The organism is Enterobacter vonholyi (assembly GCF_040834095.1).
Classification (GTDB): domain Bacteria; phylum Pseudomonadota; class Gammaproteobacteria; order Enterobacterales; family Enterobacteriaceae; genus Enterobacter; species Enterobacter vonholyi.
On the sequence record NZ_CP162152.1, the window covers coordinates 3,819,865 to 3,835,592 of the forward strand.

Sequence of the window (15,728 nt, forward strand, 5' to 3'; positions counted from 1 at the left end):
TGTTTTCGTTTATAAGTCGCTTAAATTTTTGGGGCATATGGCCGGAAGAATCCCACGCGTTTTCATCAATGACCTGCTTGCCAGAACCGACATCGTCGATCTCATCGACGCGCGGGTAAAGCTGAAAAAACAGGGCAAGAATTACCATGCGTGCTGTCCGTTCCATAACGAAAAAACCCCCTCCTTCACCGTAAACGGTGAAAAGCAGTTTTACCATTGCTTCGGCTGTGGTGCTCACGGTAATGCCGTTGATTTTTTAATGAACTACGACAAGCTCGAGTTCGTTGAAACCGTCGAAGAGCTGGCGGCAATGCATAACCTTGAAGTGCCGTATGAAGCAGGCAGTGGGCCAAGTCAGATCGAGCGCCATCAACGGCAAACGCTGTATCAACTGATGGATGGCCTGAATTCGTTTTACCAACAGTCTCTTAAGCACTCTGCGGCTGAGCCTGCGCGTCAGTATCTGAACAAGCGCGGACTGAGCGACGATGTCATTGCGCGTTTCGCTATTGGTTACGCCCCGCCCGGCTGGGACAACGTGTTAAAGCGTTTTGGCGGCAATAGCGAAGATCGTAAATCTCTCATCGATGCAGGCATGCTGGTCACCAACGACCAGGGACGAAGCTACGACCGCTTCCGCGAACGGGTGATGTTTCCGATCCGCGACAAGCGAGGCCGGGTAATTGGTTTTGGTGGTCGCGTGCTGGGTGATGCCCTGCCGAAATACCTTAACTCCCCGGAAACCGATATTTTCCATAAGGGCCGCCAGCTTTACGGTCTTTATGAGGCGCAGCAGGATAACGCGGAACCTCCGCGTCTTCTGGTCGTCGAAGGCTATATGGACGTCGTTGCGCTGGCGCAGTACGACATTAACTACGCGGTTGCGTCGTTAGGTACGTCCACCACCGCCGATCATATTCAACTGCTGTTCAGGGTGACCAATAACGTCATCTGCTGTTACGACGGTGACCGTGCAGGACGCGACGCCGCCTGGCGTGCGCTGGAAACCGCGCTACCCTATATGACCGACGGGCGTCAGCTACGCTTTATGTTCCTGCCCGACGGTGAAGACCCGGATACGCTGGTGCGTAAAGAGGGCAAAGCGGCGTTTGAAGCGCGGATGGAGCAGGCTCAGCCGCTCTCCACGTTTTTGTTTAACAGCCTGATGCCGCAGGTCGATTTGAGTACCCCTGACGGGCGCGCGCAGCTCAGCACGCTGGCGCTGCCGTTAATCAGTCAGGTGCCCGGCGAAACGCTGCGCATCTACCTGCGTCAGGAGTTAGGCAACAAGCTCGGCATTCTGGATGACAGCCAGCTTGAACGTTTAATGCCTAAACAGGCTGAAAACGGCACGGTTCGCCCCGCGCCTCAGCTAAAACGCACAACCATGCGTATACTGATAGGGTTACTGGTCCAAAACCCCGAGCTTGCGCCGCAGGTGCCGTCGCTGGCGGGTTTGAACCACGAAAAATTGCCCGGACTTGGCTTATTTTCAGAACTGGTCAACACGTGTTTGTCTCAGCCAGGTCTGACCACCGGACAACTTTTAGAGCATTATCGCGGCACAAAAGAGGCCGCTACCCTTGAAAAATTGTCGATGTGGGACGATATAGCAGATAAGGACATTGCAGAAAAAACGTTCACCGACTCACTCAACCATATGTTTGATTCGATGCTTGAGCTGCGCCAGGAAGAGTTGATAGCTCGCGAGCGCACACACGGTTTGAGCAGCGAAGAACGCCGGGAGCTCTGGATGATTAACCAGGAACTGGCGAAGAAATAAGTCAAAGACAAAAGTATTTAACGGCTTAAGTGCCGAATATCGATCGGGAAGCCCCCGGCAGCCGCACTGAGAGGCAGCGGCAAAAATATAAGTACGCCCTCGCTTTAAAGGTTGGCAGCCCCATCGCCGACACCAATCAAACGAATTAAGTGTGGATACCGTCTTATGGAGCAAAACCCGCAGTCACAGCTGAAACTTCTTGTCCAACGTGGTAAGGAGCAAGGCTATCTGACCTATGCCGAGGTCAATGACCATCTGCCGGAAGATATCGTCGATTCAGATCAAATCGAAGACATCATCCAAATGATCAATGACATGGGCATTCAGGTGATGGAAGAAGCACCGGATGCCGATGATCTGTTGCTGGCTGAAACCTCCAACAACACTGACGAAGATGCGGAAGAAGCTGCTGCACAGGTACTGTCCAGCGTGGAATCTGAAATCGGGCGTACCACTGACCCGGTCCGCATGTACATGCGCGAAATGGGTACCGTTGAACTGTTGACCCGCGAAGGCGAAATTGACATCGCAAAACGCATCGAAGACGGGATCAACCAGGTTCAGTGCTCTGTCGCCGAGTACCCGGAAGCGATCACCTATCTGCTGGAGCAGTACGATCGCGTTGAAGCGGAAGAAGCGCGCCTGTCTGACCTGATCACCGGTTTTGTCGACCCGAACGCTGAAGAAGATATGGCGCCTACCGCCACTCACGTCGGCTCTGAACTGTCTCAGGAAGAGATGGATGATGACGAAGACGAAGATGAGGAAGAGAGCGACGACGACACCGCGGACGATGACAACAGCATCGACCCGGAGCTGGCACGCGAGAAGTTTGCCGAGCTGCGTACCCAGTACGAAGTGACGCGTGACACCATCAAAGCGAAAGGCCGCAGCCACGCTGCCGCTCAGGAAGAGATCCTGAAGCTGTCTGAAGTATTCAAACAGTTCCGCCTGGTGCCAAAACAGTTCGACTACCTGGTAAACAGCATGCGCGTGATGATGGATCGCGTACGCACCCAGGAACGCATCATCATGAAGCTGTGCGTTGAGCAGTGCAAAATGCCGAAGAAGAACTTCATCACCCTCTTCACCGGTAACGAAACCAGCGAAACCTGGTTCAACGCGGCTATCGCGATGAACAAGCCGTGGTCTGAAAAACTGCACGACGTGAAGGACGATGTGCATCGCGGCCTGCAGAAACTGCATCAGATTGAAGAAGAGACCGGCCTGACCATCGAGCAGGTAAAAGACATCAACCGTCGTATGTCCATCGGTGAAGCGAAAGCTCGCCGTGCGAAGAAAGAGATGGTTGAAGCGAACTTGCGTCTGGTTATCTCTATCGCCAAGAAATACACCAACCGTGGCCTGCAGTTCCTGGATCTGATTCAGGAAGGCAACATCGGTCTGATGAAAGCGGTAGATAAGTTTGAATACCGTCGTGGTTACAAGTTCTCCACCTATGCAACCTGGTGGATCCGTCAGGCGATCACCCGCTCTATCGCGGATCAGGCGCGCACCATTCGTATTCCGGTGCATATGATTGAGACCATCAACAAGCTCAACCGTATTTCCCGTCAGATGCTGCAGGAGATGGGCCGCGAGCCGACGCCGGAAGAGCTGGCCGAGCGCATGCTGATGCCGGAAGACAAGATCCGTAAAGTGCTGAAGATCGCCAAAGAGCCAATCTCCATGGAAACACCAATCGGTGATGATGAAGATTCACATCTGGGTGATTTCATCGAGGATACCACCCTCGAGCTGCCGCTGGACTCTGCCACCACCGAGAGCCTGCGTGCTGCGACACACGACGTTCTGGCTGGCCTGACCGCTCGTGAAGCGAAGGTCCTGCGTATGCGTTTCGGTATCGATATGAACACCGACCACACGCTGGAAGAAGTGGGTAAACAGTTCGACGTTACCCGCGAACGTATCCGTCAGATCGAAGCGAAGGCGTTGCGTAAGCTGCGTCATCCAAGCCGCTCTGAAGTGCTGCGTAGCTTCCTGGACGACTAATCTGTCCTGACAGTGAAAAAGCTCCCAATCGGGAGCTTTTTTTTGTTTATTCCCTCTCCCTGTGGAAGAAAGTCAGGGGTGAGAGCATCAGGCAGCAGGGGATTAAAGCCCCCGCACCATCAGCGCCTCATCAAGCTCCCTGTAGGCCTCCACCAGCTTATCCAGCGTCGCCCTGTTGAGCCCGCTCGGATTCGGCAGCACCCAGACCTGCGTCACACCGATAGTAATGTTCTGCTTACCCCACTTAGCGCCACGCTGGCTGAAAGCCTGCTCGTAGGCCTGCTTACCGAGGATCGCCAGCGCGGCCGGCTGATAGTCTTCTATTTTCTTCACCAGCTCACGCCCGCCGCTTCGCAGCTCATGGAGGTTGACCTCACTTGCCTGTACAGTCGGACGTTCGACCAGCATGGTAATTCCGCAGCGCGTGTCCAGCAGGTGCTGCTCCTCTTCGGGCTTGAGTAGCCTGTCGGTAAACCCGGCCTGGTAAATCACCTTCCAGAAGCGATTCCCCGGATGGGCGAAGTGAAAACCGGTGTGCGCCGAGGACTTGCCCGGGTTAATTCCGCAGAACACCACCCGCAGGCCAGGGGCCAGAATATCGTTGATCATCTTTACTCCCGCTGATACATCGTTATGGAAGTATAAAGGATTGATTATGCGTTGTTTATAAAAACAGCAGGCAGGTGCGAATGGCTGGATTGCTGCGGGGAGTTACTTTATAATTCACCGCCACGGCCCCTTAGCTCAGTGGTTAGAGCAGGCGACTCATAATCGCTTGGTCGCTGGTTCAAGTCCAGCAGGGGCCACCAAATTTTAGCTGTTGAATCATATGATTAAGCCACCTATTAAGGTGGCTTTTTTGTTAATTCACTGGCAGTGTCGCACAATTTTACGGAATATACCCGTGACGGGAGGCTAAAATGGCATATTCCGATGACGTTAATACTGATTATTGCCCTAACTGTAACGTTAGAATCGATGGGATAGGCGCTCAGGGGTACATCACAAATGACCAAAGATGCTCTTCATGTGGTGTTCCTCTGAAGAAAGTTACAATTAATGTGGCAAGTTTAAACGAAGCTCCCTGTACCATGGATGCGATTGAAATTTACTATAGCCGTATAAGGTACGGGGAATAAGTTCAGCGTCGGTTTAAAACCTACTACTTTCCATCCAATGGCTATATGCCGCTTGCCAAACATCGGACTCATCAGTAAAAAGTGAGTCTGAGATCGGTAGCCGTTCGACTCCTTTTGTACAGAACTCCAGATACCTCAAGTCTCCCCTTCCCCGGGCGGTCATAAAAAATATTTACTGTCCGGCAGTGAGTTGGAGGGGCAATACCCGGCGGGCAATCACAATGTACTTTTGATCCATAAACCGCTACGGGTACGCCGTGAAAACTTACACGCGTCTCATCGGTTCATTGACACGACCGCAGGGGATTTTTAAATAAATAATTATCTATCGACTATATTTCCCCTTGTCCCAGCCCTCGCCACGGGCCGTTAAGTCGATTGACGGCGCGGCCGCTATTCCCTCAGCATCATAAAAAAATGCGGACGTTGTAAAGCTGTACACGGTGCCATAAACAGTAAATGAGATATTGTTGCCTATGCCGTCAACTTTCGCACGGGCGGTGTTCGCTGTAAGCGTTGGGGCGATATGTTGTTTTTCGAGAGCCGCCAGCGGATCGCCGTCAATCTTGCTTGCTAAAAAATAACGATATACTTCCCCTGTGGTCATGTTCGAGCCGTCATATTCAGTTATATATAACCACGTACGGGGCGTGAGTTGGCGAACCTCATAAAGTTTGTCACTCACCGTTAAACGCTGGATATGCTGAAAATAACAGTATCCCGCAATCACGATAGCCATAGTGAATGTAGCCACCCAATGCAACGCCTTAAACGCCTTAATAGTGGTGCTGCTTAACATAGTCTATGCCTTGCTTTATCCAAAATTGGTCCATCGGATCATCACCAAACGGCGGGGCCCCCGTAAAATTGCCCCATTCCGGCCTTGATGTGCCGGCCTTCCACTGCGCCGCGCCAGCGGCAATAAGCAAAATCTTTTCAGGGATGCACGCTGCAAAACCCACAGCGCCGTAATGAAAATTTCCGAAGTCAGCGTAAGCCCGTTTTTGTTGTTTGTAATCCCACGTCCCGCCGTTCCTTACTCGCTCATAAAACCACGTATACGTAAGCGGGGTGGCCATGCCCTGAACGCCGTGACGCGCCCGCGCAAGCCTGATGTGTTCGCGCAATATCTCCAGCCCGCGGGGCGGGTAAATCGGTATACATGCCATCGTTATTCCCTTTTGCCTGGCAAACCAGCAACATAAGAGCAACAGCACGGTGCGATACTGTTTGAGATCAATCTATTAATTTTATTTGCAACATCAATAAGTAACCCGATTAAATAACACGAATCTATAACACAATTTGTATCACCTGCGATCGGTTTTTAGCCGTTAATGAGGGTTTATTCTCTTTACATAAAATGGACTTTTAAAAATGGCTATTCCTGCTTACCTGTGGCTTAAAGACGATGGCGGCAATCCGATTTATGGATCTGTGGATGTTCAAAACCGCGAGGGAAGCATTGAGGTGCTTTCTTTTAGTCACGGCCTGTTAGTTCCTACCGATAACAACACGGGCAAAATCACCGGTACACGCGTACATGCGCCGCTCGTAATAGAAAAGGAGTTTGATAGCTCCAGCCCATATCTTTATAAGGCCGTAGCTACCGGGCAGACGCTGAAAAGCGCGGAAATTAAGTGGTATAAAATCAACGATGCGGGGCAAGAGGTAGAGTATTTCAACATGCTGTTGGAAAACGTCCGGATAGCCAGCATTAACCCAGTTATGCATAACTGCAAAGAGCCAGGTTTACAGATGCATAATCATAATGAGGGCGTACAGCTGCGCTATGAGCGGATCACCTGGAAATATTGCGATGGGAACGTCCAATATTCAGACGCGTGGAACGAGCGTGTAACAGCTTAAAAAAGGGCGGTTAATCCGCCCTATATTGTTTTTAGTGCCAATTCTTTCGCACCTTGGGTCTGCCAGCACGTAGCCTCCCTCGATGGCAATACCTCGCGCGATCACCCGGTGCCGGCTCTCCGCACTTCTTATACGTTTGGGGTATTTTAATCATGCTTTATGCTGTTAAGCATTCTCTGGCAGTTATTGCCTCTGATTTTTTGCTGCACCCTATGCAAGCACATACGGAATCAATCACACGTAGCCCGGCCTGCCGCTCACCCTCACAAACTGCAAAACTAAAGAAATCCCCCATCGCGCCGATCATCATCCGTGTGTATTATTTCCTGTAGCTTTTACAACAACTAACCTTAACTCAAATACTTAAGCGCCAAAGCGAAAGGCATCATGAGCACACCGATCAAACGGCTAGAAATCATTAAAAATGCCATTGAGCTGGAAGATGACGACATCATCCAGAGCCAGCTGACACGCCTGAAAAATGAAGCGTTTGACGATGAGCTACAGGCAATCGTCGTGGCGCTTGAGGGAAAAAACTACACCGCGGCCATGGCGGCCATTACCGCCTGGCTGCAGGGCCAGCGCGCCGTGACCCAGTGGCGCGATCCGCAGGTGGCGGCCAGCAAGCTCGAGCTGAAGGCGCTGGAAGAGCGTCTGCGCGATCTGATTGACCGCCGCAACGCCCGCGTGCAGCAGCTTGATGAATTCAACGATCTCTATTTCTCTCGCCTCGGGCCGTTGATGCAGCAGATCCTCGCCCTGCGTAAAACCCTGGCCGAGCTTAACCTGCGTCGTCAGCAGGCGGAAGCGCGTCGTCGCGAGGAAGATTACCGTCGCTGCCAGTGCTATATGGCGCAGGCGGTGGAGGTGCTGACGACGCTCACCCAGCGCTGGCGCGATCTCCCGGCCGACTCCGTGCAGGCAGCCGAGGCGCGTAAACATCTGGAGCAGCAAAGCAATCTCATCGCCAACCTGCTGGCCGAAGCGCTGGAGCTGGAGAGCGGCTTAACGCGCGAAGAGGAACCTGCGCGTCAGGCGCGCGACGACGCTAATGAAGAGTACGAGAAATATCGCGAGCAGCATCACGATGCCGAAGTGCGGCTGCGCAAGGGCAAGGATCTTTCGGAAGAGGATCGGAGCGAGCTGAAGCGTCTCTGGCGGCAGGCGAGCAAGCTCTGCCACCCTGACCTGGTGGCGGACGACCTGAAAGAGGAAGCCAACGCGATGATGGTCCAGCTCAACCAGGCGAAGCAGCGTGGCGATGTGAAAGCCATTCGTTCGCTGGTGGCCCGCCTGCAGCAGGGCTTCGAGCCATTGATGGCAAGCGACAGGCTGAACGATCTGGAACGTATCCGCAAAAAAATGGCGCAGGTCCGAGAGCAGATCGACATTTTAGTGAATGAGCTGGCGGAGCTGGAGAAAGAGGAGTCCTGGCTTCTGGTCTCGTCGCTGAGCAATATGGAAGCGTACTTCGCTCAGCAGGAGAAAGCGCTGCACGAGGTCCGCGCCTCGCTCGAACATCAGGTGAGCGAAGCGCAGCTGGATTCCGCCGCGTGACTATTTGGCGTGCCAGTATGCGCTGGCACGCACCAGCTGAGGGTCAATCGCGTCGGTTTCAAACTGACGGCTCAGCGTTTTCACCACCTTCCCTTCCCCGGTCAGCCAGATAAAGTAATCGTCCCCCGGAACGGTCAGCGCAGCCAGATGATCTGCGACTGCCTGCTCGCTGTGGCCCACCACCCAGGTGATGTTGAACTCGCTCAGGTGCGCCAGATAGTCCTTATAGGATTCATCCCCAACCGTCACGACCGCGTGAACGTCCGGGCGAACCGGCAGTTGCGCAATGCTTTCCAAGCGTCGACGCAGCGCGGGCATGCCGGACTCATCGCACACGTACAGCTGCCAGGCGTAATCCTCCGGCACCACCAGCGAGCCGCGCGGGCCGCCGATGGTCAGCTTGTCTCCCGCTTTCGCCTCAATCGCCCAGCTGCTGGCAATACCGCCGTCATGAATGAAGAAATCGAGAACCAGCTCATGATTTGCCTCGTCGTAGAGCGGCGTATAGTCTCGCGCCTGCGGACGCACGCCGTCGCCCCAGTCGATGCCTTCTTCGGTAACCACCGGCGGCACGAACGTCGCCCCGGGTGCCGGGAAAAAGACTTTTGTATGGTCGTCAAAACCGCGGGAGCTAAAGCCCTCCAGCGCCTCGCCGCCTAAAAAAATGCGCTGGAAACCCGCGCTGGCGCGCTCAACGCGGAGTACCGTCAGCTCGCGAAAACGCAGGTCATTACGAACGCGCTGTGGGTAACGGGTAGTTGCCATTTTTAGCCCCTTCTCTGGTGAATACGATATATCTAAATCAATTTTCAAATGATAATGATTACTAATAAGTAAAAATGCAAGATCTTTTAGATTGCATCTGAATATATCTTAGATATAGTTTAGATATATCAAAATGAAGGGCATACTATGCGACACGAACATGAGGGCGGCGGGCGGCGGCCGCGCTTTTTCGGCCACGGCGATCTGCGGCTGGTGATTCTGGATATCCTGACCCGTAGCGCGAGCCACGGCTACGAGCTGATCAAAGAGATCGAGAACCTGACCCAAGGGAATTACACCCCGAGCCCAGGGGTCATCTATCCAACCCTGGATTATCTTCAGGATCAGACGTTTATCACCATTACGGAAGAAGAGAACGGTCGCAAGAAGATTGCGATTACCGCTGAAGGACAACGCTGGCTGGACGAAAACCGGGAACAGCTGGAACAGATCCAGGTGCGTATCAAAGCGCGTTCTGTCGGTTTTCAGCTACGCAAAAACCCGCAGATGAAGCGGGCGCTGGATAACTTCAAAGCGGTGTTAGACCTGAAGGTGAATCAGGGAGAGCTCAGCGACGCGCAGCTCAAGCAGATTATCGGCGTAATCGACCGCGCGGCGCTGGAGATCTCCCAGCTGGATTAAGCCGGTGCGTGCTCGCTCACGCGGAAGACGCGTACCAGCTCTTTCAGGTGCATCGCCTGTTCATTAAGCGATGCTGCCGCCGCGACGGACTCCTCCACCAGCGCGGAGTTCTGCTGGGTGGTGGCATCAATCAGGCCAATCGCGCTGTTAATCTGCGAGATACCTTCCGTCTGCTCGTGGCTAGCCTGGCGGATTTCCCTCAGAATCACGTCCATCTCTTCTACGTTGCCGACCATCCCGTTGATCAACGCACTCGCTTTTTCAACCAGGTTCATCCCGTCCTGGGTCTGGCTGGTAGAGCTCTCAATCAGCTCGCGGATTTCGCTGGCAGACGACGCGCTCTTCTGGGCAAGCTGACGCACTTCACCGGCCACCACCGCAAAACCGCGACCGTGCTCGCCGGCGCGCGCCGCTTCCACCGCCGCGTTCAGCGCCAGAATGTTGGTCTGGAACGCAATGGCGTCGATCAGGTCGATAATGTCGGACATCCGGTTGGACGTCTCGTTAATCAGGCGCATTTTGCTGGTCACCTGCTTCATCATCTCACCGTTGTTTTTGACCACCGTGGCGGCATCAGCCGAGAGGTTGGTCGCTTCCCCGGTATGCGAGGCGGTATTTTTCACCGTCGCGGTGATCTGCTCCATCGAGGCGGCGGTCTGTTCAACGGAGCTGGCCTGCTCTTCCGTGCGCGCGGCCAGATCCTGATTCCCGGCGACAATCTGCGCGGCTGCGCTGGAGATATTCTCCGAGCCGGTTTGCACCTGCTGCACAATGTCCAGTAGTCGCGTTTTCATCTCCATCAGCGCGTGCAGCAGCAGACCCGTTTCGTCTTTACCGTGTGGCGTGATGCTGCCCGTGAGGTCGCCCTCAGAAATGGCTTTTGCAAAATGCACCGCCTCGCCGAGCGGACGAGTAATAGCGCGCACGATAAACCAGCCGATCAGGCTGCCTGCCCCGACGCTAAAGAGCGTGAGCAGGATCAACAGCAGGCGGTTAGACCGGAAATCCCCTTCCACCTGCGCGCCAGCGCTCTGCATCTCGCTGTTTTGAATGGTAATCAGCTCCTTCACCTTCGCTTTATAAGCCTGCTGCACGGCGAGGGTGGTGGTCATCATCTCCTGAATAGCGCCCGCACGATTGTTGTTCTGCACCGCCTGCAAAATGCGGTAGCGCGAGTCCAGATACTGCTGGCGCACGCTGCGGATCTCCGCCAGCACCTGCTGAGACTTTTGATCCTGCAACGCGGTGTTCAGCTCTCCCAGGATCACCGTGATATGCTCGCTGATCTCTTTCAGGCGCTGCTGAGATTGCCCAGTGTAGGTGCCCTGCTCGTCCAGCAGCATCAGCTGTTGAGTGCTAATAAATTCCTGGAAGTTATCAATTAACTGGTTCGCTTTTACCGTGGTCGGATAATCACTGGTAATAATGGATTGCATCCCGTTATTAGCCCGGTTCAGACTCAGCAGAGACAGGCTCGCGCTTATCGCCATCAGGACAATAAAGAACCCAAACGCCAGAAATAATTTCGTGCCGATCTTTACGTCATGTAAGAACATATTTTCTCCATCGATGTGATTATTTCTCAGACGATCGCTGTTATCGGTAACGATTTCGCTAACTTTATGAGTTTGATCGTTTTTTTATTTCATAACCCACATAATGGATAGGTAGAGGCTATTAATATTGCCCCATTGATCGTTACCAGACCACCAGAGAGGCATTTTTCAAAATAGCCTTCTGGATAATTGACTTAGGCAGGGATAAATAACTGAGGTACTTTCTTTAGTTATTTAATATTAGATTAACAATAAAATACATTAATAGTCACAAACAGAAAATAAAAAGCCGTTTATTCCTTACGAAATAAACGGCTTTTTTTGGAACATTACTGGCTCAATGAAGCACAGTCACCGCATCCTTGAGACGTCCGGCGCGATGCTTCACCATCGCAGAAATGTGTGCGCTCTCCTCGACCAGGTCGGCGTTTTTCTGCGTAATGCTGTCGAGTTCAGCCACCGCGCGGGTCAGCTCAGAGAGTCCGGTTGCCTGCTCGGAGGTCGCGTGGCTGATCTGGGCGATAAGCTGCGTCACGTTTTTCACCTGTACAACAATATCATCCATAGTACGGCCTGCGGCATGCACCTGCTCAGAGCCGGACTGCACCTTGCTGGCACTGGCATCAATGAGTTTACGAATATCATTCGCGGCACTGGCGCTGCGGCTGGCGAGATGGCGGACTTCGCCCGCGACCACGGCAAAACCTTTGCCCTGCTCGCCTGCCCTAGCCGCTTCAACCGCCGCGTTCAGCGCCAGAATATTGGTCTGGAAAGCGATGTCGTTAATCAGGGAGGTAATTGAGCCAATTCGCTGCGTGCTGTCGGCAATATCATCCATCGTTTTAACGACGGTCTGCATCGCATTGCCTCCTTTTGTCGCCGCGCTGCTCGCGGCCACGGAGAGTTTGTCCACCTCGGCGGCGGTTTCGGAGTTACTCTGAACGGACACGGCCATCTGGTTCATTGTCGCGACGGTCTGCTGCACGTTCGCCACGGTCTGACGGGTCCGATCGTTCAAATCTTCATTTCCCTGCGCCAGCCTGTCGCTGCCGTCACGGACGCTAACCACCTGGCTCGACACGTCATTAATCAACCAGCGGCACATCAGGCCAAGCTGCCCTACCGCGCGCAGCGTCAGCCCCAGCTCGTCGCTGCGGTTCAGATGCTGCACGCTGTTGCGCTCACCGGTTGCGACCTTCAGCGCCTGTCGAGCCACATTCTCTACCGGGCGGACAATCTGTTGCTCAAAGAGCAGCGTCCCCAGCAGCATCACCACCGCAGCAGCAACGAGCGGCATCCACCCGGCGGAGGTCGCCGCCAGGGTGGAGGCGAGTAGGGCAAAGAGCACCGCCATCACGCTGCGCACGCGCCAGCGCAGCGGCATGGCAGGCAGTTTGCCCAGCCAGCCTTTTCCAACCACCAGCCCCTTGTGCACACGTTTCTTACAGCTCCCGTCGTTGAGCGCCCGGTAGAGCGGTTCCACGGTGGCAATTTCTTCCGCCGTGGCTTTGGTGCGAATGGACATATAGCCCGTGACCTGCCCGTGGCGCACCATCGGCACTGCGTTAGCACGCACCCAGTAGTGATCGCCGTTTTTGCGCCTGTTTTTGACAATCCCACTCCACGGTTCGCCCTGCTGCAGCGTGTACCACATATCGGCAAACGCGGCTTTTGGCATGTCGGGGTGGCGTACCAGGTTGTGCGGCTGGCCCGTCAGCTCATCAAGCTGGTAGCCGCTCACCTGCACAAAAGTGTCGTTGGCGTGAGTGATGTAGCTGTGGACGTCTGTGGTAGACATTAAGGTGGTGTCATCGTCCAGAGGATATTCATTCTGGGTGACATAGGTTGGAGAGGACATCGTGGGCATCCCTTGCAGGTTATTTGAATGTTAATTTTGTGGGTCAATGTTTTTTCGGCGGTAAACAATTTATCTTTAGTTGTTAAACTTGATGAAGATCGCAGATTTCACTTAAACCATACTTTTTGTACGAATTTATAATTCATTGATTTCAAATACTTTCGCAAAGAAATTACCTATAAAGCATGACCAGTTAACGCCCACTTAAGTTGCACCGAATGCACTTCTTTAGTGCAGTTGCGCTTTTTCGCCCCCATTTATCCTTATCTGTCCTGTACCGCTAAATCCCGTTTCGGTTGCTTCGGCATGATTAAATATTGTGCAACATTATTTTAACCTGGCGTTTATCCCGATTTTCGTTAAGGCATCTGAAGTGGCGTAATCCCTGCAATACTTAAACCAGTATCATGTGATACGCGATCCCCGGGAGCACATTTTGAACAGGTTACCTTCCAGCGCCTCGGCTCTTGCCTGTACCGCGCACGCACTGAATCTCATTGAGAAGCGAACGCTCGATCATGAGGAGATGAAACAACTTAACCGAGAGGTCATCGATTACTTTAAAGAGCACGTCAATCCAGGGTTTCTGGAGTATCGCAAATCTGTTACCGCCGGCGGGGATTACGGAGCCGTAGAGTGGCAAGCGGGGAGTCTTAACACGCTTGTCGACACCCAGGGACAGGAGTTTATCGATTGCCTTGGTGGTTTTGGTATCTTCAACGTGGGGCACCGTAATCCAGTTGTGGTTTCCGCCGTACAGAATCAACTTGCGAAACAACCTCTCCATAGCCAGGAACTGCTCGACCCGCTTCGCGCCATGCTCGCGAAAACGCTGGCGGCCTTAACGCCCGGCAAACTGAAATACAGCTTCTTTAGCAACAGCGGCACGGAATCGGTCGAAGCGGCGATAAAGCTCGCCAAAGCGTACCAGTCGCCGCGCGGGAAATTCACCTTTATCGCCACCAGCGGCGCGTTCCACGGTAAATCCCTGGGCGCACTGTCCGCTACCGCCAAATCCACCTTCCGCAAACCGTTTATGCCGCTGCTGCCGGGCTTCCGCCACGTGCCGTTCGGCGACATTAACGCCATGCGCACCGTGCTGAGTGAATGCCGTAAAACCGGCGATGACGTGGCGGCGGTGATCCTGGAGCCGATTCAGGGTGAAGGCGGCGTGATCCTCCCTCCGCAGGGCTATCTGCCTGCCGTGCGTCAGCTGTGCGATGAGTTTGGCGCGCTGCTGATCCTCGACGAAGTCCAGACCGGGATGGGGCGCACCGGCAAAATGTTTGCCTGCGAGCACGAGAACGTGCAGCCGGACATCCTGTGCCTGGCGAAGGCGCTCGGCGGCGGCGTGATGCCGATTGGCGCGACTGTGGCTACTGAAGAGGTGTTCTCGGTGCTGTTCGACAACCCGTTCCTGCATACCACCACCTTTGGCGGTAACCCGCTGGCCTGTGCAGCGGCGCTGGCGACCATCAACGTGCTGCTGGAGCAAAACCTGCCCGCGCAGGCGGAGCAGAAAGGCGACATGCTGCTGGACGGCTTCCGTCAGCTAGGCCGGGAGTATCCGGATCTGGTGCAGGATGCGCGTGGTAAAGGGATGCTGATGGCAATTGAGTTTGTCGACAACGAAATCGGCTACAGCTTTGCGAGCGAGATGTTCCGCCAGCGAGTGCTGGTGGCCGGCACGCTCAACAACTCGAAGACTATCCGCATTGAACCGCCGCTGACGCTGACGATTGAGCAGTGCGAGCAGGTGCTGAAAGCGGCGCGTAAAGCGCTGGCAGCGCTGCGGGTGAGCGTGGAAGAGGCGTAATCAACGCCGGGTGGCGCTACGCCTACCCGGCCTACAAAATAGTACATATGCAGGCCCGGTAGGCGTAGCGCCACCGGGCTGCTTTTTACCGGTGAAATTCCGCCACCGTCATGGTGAAGCGAAGCACGGTATCGCCCTCATTGGCGTAGCCGTGCGCCGCTTCCGTTTTCGCCACAGCCGATGCGCCAGCGTGAACCTGGGTCACCGTCTCATCCACCGTCAGCGTTAAAACGCCTTCGTTCACGTGCAGCAGCTCAAAGGTTCCCGCCGGGTGCCCCGGAGAGGTAAAACGCTCTCCCGGCTGCATCTCCCATTGCCATAACTCAATCATATCCGGGCCTGCCGTTCCCGCCAGCAGTCTGGCGCGTCCACCCTGTGCGCCCTGCCACAGCACCGGAATAGTCTCTTCTTCGATAACATGCACCAGCGGCTCGCTGGAGACGTTAACGATATCCGCCACTGAAATACCGAGCGCGGCAGCCAGTTTGCACAAGATGGCGATACTGGGGTTGGCTGCGCCCTTTTCGATCTCTACCAGCATGCCTTTACTGACGCTTGCGCGGCGGGACAGCTCGTCAAGAGACAGCTTTTTCTCTTTGCGCCAGTTGCGTATGCGGTTCGCGACGGCCAGGCTTACCTGGGCAACATCGGCCCCGTGCGCAGTCATTATATTGACTTTATCAGTCATTGGTCACTACCATGGTATAAAACAGTCAATACAGGATTATTT

13 protein-coding genes and 1 tRNA gene are annotated in these 15,728 nt (G+C 54.2%); 7 read left to right on the forward strand and 7 right to left on the reverse strand.

Features of this window, described 5'->3' with window-relative positions; genetic code table 11:
* The first annotated feature begins 37 nt into the window (after positions 1 to 37).
* Both dnaG and rpoD read left to right on the forward strand, forming a co-directional pair.
* Positions 38 to 1,783, forward strand: a complete 1,746-nt coding sequence (dnaG, locus tag AB3N39_RS17880) for a DNA primase (protein ID WP_003862574.1) — start codon at positions 38 to 40, stop codon at positions 1,781 to 1,783.
* A gap of 165 nt (positions 1,784 to 1,948) precedes the next feature.
* Positions 1,949 to 3,796 (forward strand): RNA polymerase sigma factor RpoD, encoded by a 1,848-nt coding sequence (gene rpoD / locus AB3N39_RS17885; protein WP_023309228.1) that lies wholly within the window; start codon positions 1,949 to 1,951, stop codon positions 3,794 to 3,796.
* Between the two features lie 102 nt (positions 3,797 to 3,898).
* Here rpoD and mug read toward each other — a convergent pair whose 3' ends face one another.
* Positions 3,899 to 4,405 (reverse strand): G/U mismatch-specific DNA glycosylase, encoded by a 507-nt coding sequence (mug, locus tag AB3N39_RS17890; protein WP_006812011.1) that lies wholly within the window; start codon positions 4,403 to 4,405, stop codon positions 3,899 to 3,901.
* A 124-nt stretch (positions 4,406 to 4,529) separates the two neighbouring features.
* On the opposite strand from mug, the gene AB3N39_RS17895 reads away from it, so the two are divergent.
* A tRNA-Ile gene (locus AB3N39_RS17895) sits at positions 4,530 to 4,605 on the forward strand.
* 655 nt (positions 4,606 to 5,260) lie between these two features.
* On the opposite strand, the gene AB3N39_RS17900 is transcribed toward AB3N39_RS17895, so the two are convergent.
* Both AB3N39_RS17900 and AB3N39_RS17905 read right to left on the reverse strand, forming a co-directional pair.
* The gene (locus AB3N39_RS17900; protein WP_133295162.1) at positions 5,261 to 5,734 is read right to left on the reverse strand and encodes a hypothetical protein; all 474 of its coding nucleotides are present in this window, start codon (positions 5,732 to 5,734) and stop codon (positions 5,261 to 5,263) included.
* Positions 5,712 to 6,104 (reverse strand): polymorphic toxin type 44 domain-containing protein, encoded by a 393-nt coding sequence (locus AB3N39_RS17905; protein WP_127732359.1) that lies wholly within the window; start codon positions 6,102 to 6,104, stop codon positions 5,712 to 5,714. The genes AB3N39_RS17900 and AB3N39_RS17905 overlap by 23 nt, the downstream gene beginning before the upstream one ends.
* A gap of 208 nt (positions 6,105 to 6,312) precedes the next feature.
* Between AB3N39_RS17905 and AB3N39_RS17910 the strand changes: the two genes are divergently transcribed.
* Both AB3N39_RS17910 and AB3N39_RS17915 read left to right on the forward strand, forming a co-directional pair.
* On the forward strand, positions 6,313 to 6,804 hold the full coding sequence (locus tag AB3N39_RS17910; RefSeq protein WP_127732361.1) for an Hcp family type VI secretion system effector: 492 nt from the start codon (positions 6,313 to 6,315) through the stop codon (positions 6,802 to 6,804).
* Positions 6,805 to 7,191: 387 nt separating this feature from the next.
* On the forward strand, positions 7,192 to 8,361 hold the full coding sequence (locus AB3N39_RS17915) for a DNA repair protein (protein ID WP_143345563.1): 1,170 nt from the start codon (positions 7,192 to 7,194) through the stop codon (positions 8,359 to 8,361).
* Here the strand turns inward: AB3N39_RS17915 and AB3N39_RS17920 are convergent, their stop codons facing one another.
* Complete coding sequence (locus AB3N39_RS17920; protein WP_136195061.1) at positions 8,362 to 9,126, reverse strand: siderophore-interacting protein; 765 nt, start codon at positions 9,124 to 9,126, stop codon at positions 8,362 to 8,364.
* Between the two features lie 147 nt (positions 9,127 to 9,273).
* Between AB3N39_RS17920 and AB3N39_RS17925 the strand changes: the two genes are divergently transcribed.
* Positions 9,274 to 9,768 carry a PadR family transcriptional regulator gene (locus AB3N39_RS17925; protein WP_136195060.1) on the forward strand — a complete coding sequence of 165 codons (495 nt, stop codon included), beginning with the start codon at positions 9,274 to 9,276 and terminating at the stop codon, positions 9,766 to 9,768.
* Here AB3N39_RS17925 and AB3N39_RS17930 read toward each other — a convergent pair.
* Together AB3N39_RS17930 and AB3N39_RS17935 are read right to left on the reverse strand one after the other, a co-directional pair.
* Positions 9,765 to 11,324: a methyl-accepting chemotaxis protein gene (locus tag AB3N39_RS17930; protein WP_136195059.1), complete on the reverse strand. Its 1,560-nt coding sequence runs from the start codon at positions 11,322 to 11,324 to the stop codon at positions 9,765 to 9,767. The two genes, AB3N39_RS17925 and AB3N39_RS17930, sit on opposite strands and share 4 nt — an antisense overlap.
* Positions 11,325 to 11,661: 337 nt before the next feature.
* Positions 11,662 to 13,182 carry a methyl-accepting chemotaxis protein gene (locus AB3N39_RS17935; protein WP_367896926.1) on the reverse strand — a complete coding sequence of 507 codons (1,521 nt, stop codon included), beginning with the start codon at positions 13,180 to 13,182 and terminating at the stop codon, positions 11,662 to 11,664.
* 436 nt (positions 13,183 to 13,618) lie between these two features.
* Between AB3N39_RS17935 and ygjG the strand changes: the two genes are divergently transcribed.
* A complete protein-coding gene (ygjG, locus tag AB3N39_RS17940; protein WP_168708009.1) occupies positions 13,619 to 14,998 on the forward strand; it encodes a putrescine aminotransferase in 1,380 nt (459 codons plus the stop codon).
* An 85-nt stretch (positions 14,999 to 15,083) separates the two neighbouring features.
* On the opposite strand, the gene AB3N39_RS17945 is transcribed toward ygjG, so the two are convergent.
* Positions 15,084 to 15,686 carry a helix-turn-helix domain-containing protein gene (locus AB3N39_RS17945; RefSeq protein ID WP_367896927.1) on the reverse strand — a complete coding sequence of 201 codons (603 nt, stop codon included), beginning with the start codon at positions 15,684 to 15,686 and terminating at the stop codon, positions 15,084 to 15,086.
* Positions 15,687 to 15,728: the final 42 nt, after the last annotated feature.

What these genes read in the sequence shown, in the direction of transcription:
- dnaG (WP_003862574.1), top strand. Translation starts at nt 38, where the DNA reads ATGGCCGGAAGAATCCCACGCGTTTTCATCAATGACCTGCTTGCCAGA.
- rpoD (WP_023309228.1), top strand. Translation starts at nt 1,949, where the DNA reads ATGGAGCAAAACCCGCAGTCACAGCTGAAACTTCTTGTCCAACGTGGT.
- mug (WP_006812011.1), bottom strand. Translation starts at nt 4,405, where the DNA reads ATGATCAACGATATTCTGGCCCCTGGCCTGCGGGTGGTGTTCTGCGGA.
- AB3N39_RS17900 (WP_133295162.1), bottom strand. Translation starts at nt 5,734, where the DNA reads ATGTTAAGCAGCACCACTATTAAGGCGTTTAAGGCGTTGCATTGGGTG.
- AB3N39_RS17905 (WP_127732359.1), bottom strand. Translation starts at nt 6,104, where the DNA reads ATGGCATGTATACCGATTTACCCGCCCCGCGGGCTGGAGATATTGCGC.
- AB3N39_RS17910 (WP_127732361.1), top strand. Translation starts at nt 6,313, where the DNA reads ATGGCTATTCCTGCTTACCTGTGGCTTAAAGACGATGGCGGCAATCCG.
- AB3N39_RS17915 (WP_143345563.1), top strand. Translation starts at nt 7,192, where the DNA reads ATGAGCACACCGATCAAACGGCTAGAAATCATTAAAAATGCCATTGAG.
- AB3N39_RS17920 (WP_136195061.1), bottom strand. Translation starts at nt 9,126, where the DNA reads ATGGCAACTACCCGTTACCCACAGCGCGTTCGTAATGACCTGCGTTTT.
- AB3N39_RS17925 (WP_136195060.1), top strand. Translation starts at nt 9,274, where the DNA reads ATGCGACACGAACATGAGGGCGGCGGGCGGCGGCCGCGCTTTTTCGGC.
- AB3N39_RS17930 (WP_136195059.1), bottom strand. Translation starts at nt 11,324, where the DNA reads ATGTTCTTACATGACGTAAAGATCGGCACGAAATTATTTCTGGCGTTT.
- AB3N39_RS17935 (WP_367896926.1), bottom strand. Translation starts at nt 13,182, where the DNA reads ATGTCCTCTCCAACCTATGTCACCCAGAATGAATATCCTCTGGACGAT.
- AB3N39_RS17945 (WP_367896927.1), bottom strand. Translation starts at nt 15,686, where the DNA reads ATGACTGATAAAGTCAATATAATGACTGCGCACGGGGCCGATGTTGCC.